Origin of the sequence: Nostoc sp. DedSLP04 (assembly GCF_034530775.1) — a bacterium.
Classification (GTDB): Bacteria; Cyanobacteriota; Cyanobacteriia; order Cyanobacteriales; family Nostocaceae; genus Nostoc.
Map to the genome: position 1 here is coordinate 79738 of NZ_JAVRCL010000004.1, position 10768 is coordinate 90505.

At 42.1% G+C, this 10768-nt stretch carries 9 protein-coding genes; 3 read left to right on the forward strand and 6 right to left on the reverse strand.

Features of this window, described 5'->3' with window-relative positions:
- Window positions 1-493: 493 nt before the first annotated feature.
- Both RMX89_RS03670 and RMX89_RS03675 read right to left on the reverse strand, forming a co-directional pair.
- Window positions 494-988 (reverse strand): hypothetical protein, encoded by a 495-nt coding sequence (locus RMX89_RS03670; protein WP_322687961.1) that lies wholly within the window; start codon window positions 986-988, stop codon window positions 494-496.
- 356 nt (window positions 989-1344) lie between these two features.
- On the reverse strand, window positions 1345-2442 hold the full coding sequence (locus tag RMX89_RS03675; protein WP_322685779.1) for a D-alanine--D-alanine ligase family protein: 1098 nt from the start codon (window positions 2440-2442) through the stop codon (window positions 1345-1347).
- A gap of 286 nt (window positions 2443-2728) precedes the next feature.
- Between RMX89_RS03675 and RMX89_RS03680 the strand changes: the two genes are divergently transcribed.
- Both RMX89_RS03680 and RMX89_RS03685 read left to right on the forward strand, forming a co-directional pair.
- Window positions 2729-4420, forward strand: a complete 1692-nt coding sequence (locus RMX89_RS03680) for an NAD-binding protein (protein ID WP_322687962.1) — start codon at window positions 2729-2731, stop codon at window positions 4418-4420.
- A gap of 234 nt (window positions 4421-4654) precedes the next feature.
- Complete coding sequence (locus RMX89_RS03685) at window positions 4655-5254, forward strand: arsinothricin resistance N-acetyltransferase ArsN1 family B (RefSeq protein WP_322687963.1); 600 nt, start codon at window positions 4655-4657, stop codon at window positions 5252-5254.
- 235 nt (window positions 5255-5489) lie between these two features.
- Here the strand turns inward: RMX89_RS03685 and RMX89_RS03690 are convergent, their stop codons facing one another.
- The 3 genes from RMX89_RS03690 to RMX89_RS03700 form a co-directional block, all read right to left on the reverse strand.
- Window positions 5490-5981, reverse strand: a complete 492-nt coding sequence (locus tag RMX89_RS03690) for a GNAT family protein (protein WP_322672846.1) — start codon at window positions 5979-5981, stop codon at window positions 5490-5492.
- Between the two features lie 186 nt (window positions 5982-6167).
- The gene (gene def / locus RMX89_RS03695) at window positions 6168-6698 is read right to left on the reverse strand and encodes a peptide deformylase (protein ID WP_179068956.1); all 531 of its coding nucleotides are present in this window, start codon (window positions 6696-6698) and stop codon (window positions 6168-6170) included.
- Window positions 6699-6823: 125 nt separating this feature from the next.
- Window positions 6824-8068: an HhoA/HhoB/HtrA family serine endopeptidase gene (locus RMX89_RS03700; RefSeq protein WP_322687964.1), complete on the reverse strand. Its 1245-nt coding sequence runs from the start codon at window positions 8066-8068 to the stop codon at window positions 6824-6826.
- Window positions 8069-8233: 165 nt separating this feature from the next.
- On the opposite strand from RMX89_RS03700, the gene dnaA reads away from it, so the two are divergent.
- Window positions 8234-9616: a chromosomal replication initiator protein DnaA gene (dnaA, locus tag RMX89_RS03705; protein ID WP_322687965.1), complete on the forward strand. Its 1383-nt coding sequence runs from the start codon at window positions 8234-8236 to the stop codon at window positions 9614-9616.
- A gap of 367 nt (window positions 9617-9983) precedes the next feature.
- Here the strand turns inward: dnaA and RMX89_RS03710 are convergent, their stop codons facing one another.
- A complete protein-coding gene (locus RMX89_RS03710; protein WP_322687966.1) occupies window positions 9984-10424 on the reverse strand; it encodes a hypothetical protein in 441 nt (146 codons plus the stop codon).
- Window positions 10425-10768 lie beyond the last annotated feature (344 nt).

The window sequence follows — 10768 nt, forward strand, 5'->3', positions numbered from 1 at the left end:
GCTTAAGTGGTAGTCCCTGATAATCAAACCCTTGAAGTCGTTTATCTTCATACAATTTAACTTGAATCATCAAAAGCTAGTTGCCATTTTGGCAAGTTTTTAAATTTCCTAATTGCTCATATCTAACTTTTGAAAAGCAATTAAACCGCTATATAGCAAATAAATTATTCGTACATATAGCGGTTCTTGTTTAAGTAGGGGCACGTTATATTCCCTACACCTTTATCTCGTTCTCAGTCTCCGACTGGGAATGCCTAATGGGAGGCTCTGCCTCCCGAACTCGCGGCAGAGCCGCCAGGAGCAGCATTTCTAGCCTCTGGCTAGAAACGAGATTTTTGCATACCGTGCCCCTACACCTTGCGATATGACCTCGTACCACATCTGAATGGAAAACGCTATAACAAGATTCCCGACTTCTTCGAGAAAGTCGGGAATCTAAGCCTAGCTAATTGGCAAAAAGTGTTAATTTAACGGGGTTTACTTTACCGTAGTATTAATACTGGCGTAAAATAGCAGACAATGAACTATTTTTACGAAGATCCATCAATTCTGCTAAGGATTCTGTGCGCGTATCCAGGTGGTGCTTGTGTTCTGCTGGGAGAACAGTTACCAGATGCTTTGTTTTAGGTTGCATCTGCATCAGGGGCATTAGTTGTGGCTGTGGCACAAAAATTGGCTGACTCTTGGGAAGATTTGGTTCCAATTTTTGGTGATGCTTCTGTGCCAAGCGTACCTGCTGGCGATTAACCTGTTTTTGAACTTTTTGCGGTTGCTTGGTGCGGTTAAGCATTCGGAAAATCAGCAAAGAACCGCCACCACAGCTGAGAACGATCGCAGCAACCATCCATAAAGGTGTAGGATTACTACTCTCAGAGGGCACACCGATTGGTTCTTCAACGATAACTGGGATTTTTTCTGGTTCTTCTTGTGCTACCGGGCCAGCATTACCTAAGCTGTATAAGGCAAAGGCACCACCACCTAGAAACATGGCTAAACACCCGGTTAACAATAGCCAAGGATGATGTGCAACCAGATATATCAGAACATTCGAGCTGTTTTTTAGTCTCGATTTCCTGTTTGTCAGCTCTGGAGTAGCCCTTTTAAATTGGGTTCGCTCGCGCTGTACACTCTGACTTTTTTCCATGATTACTTTCAGATTTGTACCCCTCTAGTGAATAAATTGTACTGGAGGAGTCAAGCATCAGGTATCCGTAACAAATTTCAGATTTTAGTAGCTTTTTTGTAAAACATCAGCTACAAAATCTGGCTAAATTTTGCCAAAGTTCTGTATTTATTGTGACTTTTTACCGTACTAATCTGAAATCAGTTTGCTGATTTATTCTGTCAGCTAGGAGAATGTCTTTCAAGAGCAAGTTGAATTAACCGATCGACTAATTCTGGAAAGGAGACTCCACTATGTGCCCAGAGTTGAGGATACATACTTGTCGCAGTAAAGCCTGGTAAGGTATTGATTTCGTTAATAAATACTTCTTGTGTTGCTTCCACATAGAAAAAATCTACCCTTGCTAACCCAGCAGCGTCAACAGCGGCAAAAGCTTGTAAAGCCATGTCCTGAATTTGACGGGCGATCGCCTCTGGAAGCTGTGCGGGGATCAGTAAATCTGCCCGACCTTCAGTATATTTAGTTTCATAATCATAAAAATCGCTGTCATAAGTAATCTCTCCAATGACAGAGGCTTGGGGTCGATCGTTACCTAAAACGGCACACTCAACTTCTCTAGCGACTACTCCAGCTTCTACAACTAGTCGGCGATCGTAACTGGCAGCACTATCTAAAGCAGCTTCTAATTCTGGGCGCGATCGCACTTTGGCAATACCCACTGATGAACCCAAATTAGCAGGCTTGACAAAAGCTGGATAACCTAATGTTGCCTCAATTTCATCACACAGTTTCGGAAATACGCACGGATTAGACCAAACCTGCGATCTAGTTACCGCCTTGTATTTTACCTGTGGTAATCCCGCTTGCTCAAAAGCCATTTTCATGGCAATTTTATCCATTCCCATAGCCGAACCTAACACCCCAGAACCGACAAAGGGGACTTGCATCAAAGTCAGTAACCCTTGAATTGTTCCATCTTCACCGTTAGGGCCGTGGAGGATGGGAAACCAAATATCCACTTGGGCAACTTGAGAGGGAGATTGCCAATTGCTCAGAGTTTGGGCTTGAGGGTTGGATGTCAGATTTCCAACAGAAGTTGATGCCGATTCCAGTAGCGGACTGCCGGTTGCTAAAACCTTTTCGGGTGCTTCTCCTGCTAGCCAGCGGCCATCTTTTTGGATGTAAAAAGGCAATATTTCGTACTTACTAGCATTTTCCCCTGCACTCAAGGCGTTAGCGATCGCCCGTGCTGATTTGATCGAAACTTCATGTTCTCCCGAACGACCGCCAAACAGTAACCCCACCCGCAGCTTAGTCATTTTCGGCTCCTCCACACTTCTCAAGCAGATAGCGTATCACAACCTACAAAAATTGCCATATTTTTCTAGATTATTTTATCGAGGAAGGCAGGGGGAGCAGGGGAGAAGTTGCAGTAAGTTTTTCCCCTCTGTTTCTCTGCCCCCTCCCTCCTGCCCCTGCCCCCTGCCTTCTGCCTCCAATTAAAACAATCGTGTTGTCAGCTACAGTAATATTCCAGGAAAATGGGCAACAATATTGATAACTAACTAGAAATGCAGCCCTACCTGTAAAAGATGCTGCCGTTTCATGAAACCCAGAATTATTGTTTGTGGCTTAGGACGTACCGGATATAAAACCTTTCGTCTGCTGAGACATCAGGGAGCCTTCGTTGTTGGCATTCATCACCAATCTATCCCCGGCGAAACCGCAGGAGATGTGATTGTTGGAGATTTACAAGCAGCTTCTACCCTGACAGCAGCAGGAATTCAACAGGCACACACTTTAGTCATCGCTGGATCTAAAGATGCTCTGAATTTATCTATTATGATGCAAGCGCGGGTGCTGAATCCCCAGATTCGGATTATCAACCGTTTTTATAATACAAATTTAGGAGAGCGCCTAGATCAAAGTTTGCCAGACCATTTGAGTATGAGTGTTGTCGGATTAGCAGCACCCGTATTCACCTTTGCAGCACTGGGAAACCGAGCGATCGGACAAATTAAATTATTTCAGCAAACTTGGCCAATTCACGAAGAATACATCGATCAAAACCACTTCTGGAAAGGTCGAAAGCTGAGTGAATTGTGGTCAGACCGATCGCGGATGCTAATTTATTACTTACCAGTCAAAGGTGAGATGGATTTGGTATCAGCTGTCATAGCTGGCCAAGAAATCCAAGTAGGCGATCGCATAATTATTGGTACACAACCCCGCATCCGTTCTCCCCGGAGATCGTTGATTAGAAAACTGCTGAAAGTTATGACTAATTTTAGGCAGTTTCAGGAACACGGGCGATCGGTAGTGGTGGGTGCTATTGCACTATTGACGGTTATTGCGATCGCTACATTCACCTATATGTCGGCTGAGTTGAGTTTGTCTCCTGTGGATGCTCTATATTTTTCTGTCGGCATGATTACCGGAGCCGGTGGTAATGACAAAGTAGTAGAAAATGCTCCTAACAGTATTAAGTTATTTACTGTTGTGATGATGCTGATTGGAGCAGTAGTGATTGGTATTTGGTATGCCATGCTCACCGATTTTGTCTTAGGAAGCCGCTTTAAGCAATTTTGGGATGCAGCCCGAATTCCTCAGCGATCGCACTACATTGTCTGTGGCTTAAGTGGTATTGGGGTGAGAATTGTTCAGCAACTCCACGCCAGCGGACATGAAGTTGTCGTCGTTGAACCCGACTCCAACAGTAAATATATCAACACCGCCCGCGAACTCGGTATCCCTGTGATTCAGGGTGATGCCAGCTTCCGCACAATACTCAAAGCTAGCAATATAAACTCTGCCGCCGCAGTGATTACTGTTACTAGCAATGATGCTACCAATTTGGAAATTGCCCTCAAAGCCAAAGGTTTGGCACCCAGTATTCCGGTGATTGTTCATTATGGCGATCCTGATTTTGCTGGCATAGCCCAACAGCTATTTGGCTTCGATGCAGTGCTGAGTCCGGCTGAATTAGCAGCGCCAGCTTTTGCTGCTGCTGCGCTAGGGGGACGTATCCTGGGCAATGGCATCACAGCCGATAGTCTTTGGGTAGCTTTTGCCACTGTAATTACAGCTTCACACGTCTTTTGCGGTCAATGGGTGAAAAATGTAGCAATGTCTGCTGACTGCGTACCTTTGTACGTAGAAACAAACCACCAAACTCTTCACGGCTGGGATTTATTAGAAACTAATCTCAGTGATGGTGACGTTTTATATATGACAATGCCAGCGACGCGGCTATATCAATTGTGGCGGGGCGAGCAAGTTTGTGAAGCACATGCTTAAGACAATAGACCTCTTGGCATTTGTGCTTTTTGCACTCTTGTGGGAAAAGGGACTCATCTTTATTGGGGAAAGGGAAAATACCAAACCTTTCCCCTTCCCCTTTTCCCGATTTCTGCAAAAAGTCTAATTCTCACAGTCATTGCACCCTCATGCGTGACATTGATGTAAACTTAAGCCAAAAGCCTTTTCAAACCTCGTTTCTAGCGAATTATTAAAATCCAAAAAGGATTTGTTGTGAAAGCTGCAATTAGACTAGCTAACAAAAGTGATGCTTTAAAAATGCTGGCAATTTATGCGCCAGTTGTGTGGGAAACTTCAATTTCCTTTGAGATAGAGCCTCCCAGCAAAACGGAATTTGAAAAACGCATCAATAACTATCAACAGCAGATGCCTTGGCTAGTGTGTGAAATTAACGGTGAGATTCTAGGTTATGCCTATGCTACTCCCTACCGGACTCGTGCTGCTTACCAATGGTCTGTAGAATCATCCGTGTATGTAAATGTTGAATATCGCAGAAAAGGAGTTGCTAAAGCTTTGTACACTTCTCTTTTTGGCTTGCTGCAACTCCAAGGATTTTATAACGTTTTTGCTGCGATCGCTTTACCCAACCCAGCAAGTGTAGCTATGCATGAGGCTGTCGGTTTTTCGCCTCTAGGTGTTTTTTACAGAGTTGGGTATAAATTTAGTAAGTGGCACGATGTTGGCTGGTGGCAATTATCTCTGCAACAAGAGCCACCGTTATCAGTAAATCAGCCTCTTTCTTTGCCAGAAGTGCAAAAATCATCTCTGTGGAATCAAGCTTTAAGAAGTGGACTCTTGCTACTTCGCGTTTAACTTGGTGTTGCCTTTAGCTATTTAACATTTGTACACAATTTCCCGTAAATTTATTTGCAATAGAACATACTGATACCAACCATAGACAGAAAACTTGTTTTAAAAGTGTTATTATATTTGCCGCTTAATTCTTACAGAAGCGCTTTTTTAATTAAATAGGTTTGTGATCATTTAACATTGAGTTGAGTGGCGGCTGCAAAGCGCAGCGCAGCAGACGTTCGTCTTGAACGATTTGTTATGAGCGAACCTTTGCAAATAGATGACAATTAAAATATGAGCCATTTTTAAACAATGCCTTTTGTAAGACTGCCTCTTGTTTATAGCCACATTTCTCAAGCACTCGCATCGACGCTATATTCGGACCAAAAACTGGCGCAAATAACCTAACAACCTCTGTGCTAGAGAAAACAGATGTTGTGACCTTTTTTACTGCTTTAGTAGCTATGCCTTTGCCCCAATATTTTTGAGCAAGCCAATAACCTATTTCCGCCGAACGCTGATACTCATATTCGCCCACAGCAGCTCCAACCACACCAACAAAAACATCCTCTACTACAATAGCTTTGTTCATTTTCTCCTTGCTGCCAATATCTACCCACCATTCAGCATTTTCAAGTGTATATGGCGTAGGTATTCGAGAAGTAAGAAATTTTGTAACCTCATCATTATTCAAATATTCAATGAGATATTCTACATCCTGTTTTATAAAATCTCTAAGTACTACCATGCACGATTTCTCATAACTATTTAACCTCACTTCTATTTCTCTCTCTTTCGAGGAGATAAACTTTGAATTTTCCCGCTTCCAGTAACAAAAGTTTTTCCGCTTCCCTCTCTTCGTAGGAGAGGTCGGGAAGGGGGTTAGAAGGTTAGGTTAATCGTTAGCTTTTTCACCACCACTCCCGACTCCCATTTATTTGTTAACTACTCGTTGTTGGTATTCCTGCTCAGTAATCATATCAAGAGTGTTCTCTAGGCGATCGACAAATACGATACCGTCGAGATGATCGTACTCGTGTTGAAAAATCCGAGCGATAAAATCGGTTAATTCTTGCTTTTGTAAGTTGCCTTGAGAGTCAGTGTATTCGACTTCAATAGATTTATAGCGAGGAACTAAGCCCCTAATTCCTGGAACACTTAAACAACCTTCCCAATCTTTGACAACTTCAGTTGAATGAGCAATGATTTTGGGATTAATCATTGCAGTAGGTTCCATTTCTGGCGCATTGGGATACCTGGCATTAGGACGGGAAGCCACAATAAACAAACGATAGGATTGTGCTACTTGAGGCGCAGCGATTCCCACGCCGTTAGCCTTGGCAACAGTGGCGATTAAATCTTCAATTAATTTTTGAATCTGCTCATCTTGAATATTTTCAACCCAAGCAGCTTTTTGGCGCAATGTTGGATTGCCTAATTGAATTATTGGCGCTAATTCAGTCATGATAAAACTCCTTTTAAGAATGGGGAATTGGGCATGGGGCATTGGGCATGGGGCATTGGAAAATGGAGTATGTCAGTTGTTTTTCAAATGACCAATGACAAATGACAAATGACAAATGACAAACATCATCCTTCACGTCTAACTGGCAAAGGAGCAGGTTGAACTCCTACTTGGACAATTTGCCCATTGCGTTCCACTTCTATGGGTAATTTAGTACCGATTTTGCTCTTTTCTACTAGCTTTTGTACTTCTTCAATTTTAGTAACAGGCTGGCTGTTAATGCTTTTAATCACATCACCGACTCTTAGTCCAGCTACAGATGCAGGCGATCGCGGCACAATCTCAACCAGCAAAACGCCGTCATCTGCTGTAATATTTAAGCGATCGCCAGCGACATTTTTGATTCTTTCTTTATTTTCTGGTGTCAATGTCACCATCTGCACACCCAAATAAGGATGATCCACCTTGCCTTTAGCAATTAATTCTTGGGCAATCCTTTGCACAGTATTCATGGGTATAGCAAATCCCAAGCCTTGAGCGCCTCGAATAATCGCTGTATTCATTGCAATCACTTGACCGCGAGCATTGAGCAATGGCCCACCGGAATTACCAGGGTTAATCGCAGCATCCGTTTGGATGTAATCAACCCGCTTGTCACTTGCACCGATATCGCTACTAGAACGCCCTGTAGCACTAATAATTCCAGATGTGACGGTATTATTCAAGCCTAATGGATTACCAATGGCAATTACAGCCTCTCCTGGTTGCAAAGCATCGGAGTTACCCACAGCTAGAGTTGGCAGATTATTCGCATTAATTTTGATCGTTGCTACATCCGTTACTGGGTCTTCACCCAAAACTTTCCCATCAAAAGTCCGGCCATCTTTGAGTATAACAGTCACTCTATCAGCACCATCTACTACATGGGCATTGGTCACAATTTGACCGGAAGAATTAATAATAAATCCAGAGCCACTACCGCGTTCTACGCGTTGTCTAGGCTGTGGCGCTCCTTCTCCAAAAAACCGCCGGAAAAATGGATCGTTGTTAAATTCGTCTGGTACGCGAGAAGTGATTGTTCGGGAAGAATCAATGCGAACTACCGCAGGCCCCACCTGTTGCACTACTTTTACGACAAAATTAGGATCTCCAGATGAAGAAAAAATCGGCGGGGGGACAATTGCCGGATTAGGTTGTGTTGTGTTTTGGACTTGAGTATCGCTTTGCTGATTATCAACAGTCCTAGCAGGTAAAAGAGAGCAGCTCCCCAGGAACACCACTGCTACCCCGTATGAGAGCATCCACAACCTATGGGGTAAGCCTCTGGTTTTAATTTTTTTGGGTGCTGAGTGATGGTTTGTTATCTTCATGTATCGTTGCTTCTCCCTTGTCAGTCAGTGGGTGTTAGGATCTTGCCTACTGGGTATGTCCCAAAATGGTTACAACTTAAAAGCTTATTTTAGGTCTAGCGTGTCTCAATGCTAAATTAGTGCTTTCTCTTCTATTGTGACGATTAGCAGCAAAGGTGGTGGATAATGGAAATTCCCATAGAAAGTCTGTGGAGTCAGGTACTAGAGCGCCTAAAGCTTGAACTATCCCGACCTACCTTTGAAACTTGGATCAAAACTGCTAGTGCAGAGCGATTAGAAAATAATTGTTTGGTTATCCGCACTCCTAACCCATTTGCTCGTAATTGGTTACAGAAGTATTACATCAATACGATTGCTCATGTAGTCCAAGATATTCTTGGTCATCCCGTAGGAATTTACATTACTGTTGCTCAAGGCGATCAAGTTTCTCATTTTAGTGAACGAGAGGTTGCTTGGGAATCACCAAATTCCAGCAGTATTTCTGAAGCTGTTCCTAATCACAATCATCAAACTACTGACTTAAACTCTAAATATGTCTTTTCGCGGTTTGTAGTTGGTGCTAACAATCGCATGGCTCATGCTGCTTCTTTAGCAGTTGCAGAATCTCCAGGTAAAGAGTTTAATCCTTTATTTTTATGCGGTGGTGTCGGCTTGGGTAAAACTCATCTGATGCAAGCTATTGGTCATTATCGCTATGCAATTTTTCCTAATTGTAAAATATTTTATGTTTCTACTGAGCAATTTACTAATGATTTAATTACAGCTATCCGTAAGGATAGTATGCAAAGTTTCCGAGAGCATTACCGAGCGGCTGATGTTTTATTAGTGGATGATATTCAGTTTCTTGAAGGGAAAGAGTATACCCAAGAAGAATTCTTTTATACTTTTAATACTCTACATGAAGCTGGTAAACAAGTTGTCATTGCTTCCGACCGTCCGCCTAACCAGATTCCTAGCTTGCAAGAACGTCTTTGTTCTCGGTTTTCTATGGGCTTAATTGCAGATATTCAAAAGCCCGATTTAGAAACGAGAATGGCAATTTTGCAGAAAAAAGCTGAGGATGAAAATATTAATCTTCCTCGCGATGTGATTGAGTATATTGCTTCTAACTATACTTCTAATATTCGAGAATTAGAAGGAGCTTTAATTCGGGCAGTGGCTTATATTTCTATTTGGGGTTTACCGATGACGGTAGAAAATATCACGCCAGTTTTAGAACCGCCTAACGAAAAAATGGCAGCTACCCCAGAAGCAATTTTAAAGGTGGTGGCGGATAATTTTGATGTTTCAATAGATGACCTCAAAGGTAACTCGCGACGAAGAGAGATTAGCTGGGCGCGTCAATTAGGAATGTATCTCATGCGCCAACACACGGCTTTGAGTTTGCCGAGAATTGGCGAGGAATTTGGTGGTAAAGACCATACAACGGTAATCTATAGTTGCGATAAAATTACCCAACTTCAAGAGAGCGATCGCACCTTAGTACAAACTCTACGTGAATTGAGCGATCGCATCAATATGACTAGCCGTTCTCAAAAACCATCTTGAAGATGTATTGTAAGTTTTCCACAAGCAGCAGTCTGAATTATGAGCTTTGATGGGTCAAGAATTAGTCAAGAATATTAAGTAACGTCTAAAAATTGATTAAATTTAACTTATATTGTGCAAAAAACTGGGGAAAACTTAATATTCTACAGTTAACATTTAATTGAGTATAATTACCTTGTGGAAAAACTCAAGTACTTTTCCACAAGTTTTCCACAAGGTAAACTTGCCTAACTATGATTGCAATAGAAATTGTGGAATTTTCTAGTAGTCAGTTAAGTTTTCTGAGTTTGTAGTGAGCGCTTTAGCGCTCAAATCAAGGACTAAAGTCCTTACTACAAACTTCGCCTCGTTCCCTATTGGATTTTAGCTAACTGACGATCGCACCCGACACCCCATTCATAGATTTATTTCCAGAAGAAGGCTGAATAGAATCGGCTGCTAAAGAATTGGTGACTTTGGAATTGCCTAGTACGCCTCGCTTCTTCTTGGTATTACCTCGTCTAGCACCACCCGCCATCTCGTATTCTTGGCTGATTTTACCGTAACGGCTGGCAACTCCTAGTAACATTTTTTCTGACATGGTTATTACAGCCTGTTCTGCGTTATTCACGTCATCAGTGAGTTTGTCAATGGTAGATAAAGCAGTATTGTAGGCAGCAAGCTTAGACCGGAGATCGTTAATTGTCGTATTATAAGCTTGTATAGTTAGTCCTTCCCCAAAGTCAAGTTCTACGCTGATAGATTGTAAACTTTCAATTCGGCGATCGGCTCGTTCTAAAACGCTGGAATTTCTTTTGCGACGTGCCATAATCCATCTCTGCTACTAGATTTATAGTACTGTTTTATACAAAAATATCTTTTATGTTATGGGGAAATACTACAAATAAGTTGCGTAGACATAGACCATAGTAGGCATCCCATCTCCCAAAGTTTAGTTAATTTCACTTAGATTATTTTGACATTTTAGGTAATAAATAAATTCATAAGTTCATTACAACAAATGCTGCAATGATTTAAGGGTTTCTTATACATGGAAGAATGTGTGTTGCAAAGTATTAAGCCTTTGCAGCAAATGCTTATATATTTTTTGGAAATACTTAAGGGTTTCTTATACATGGAAGAATGTGTGTTGCAAAGTATTAAGCCTTTGCA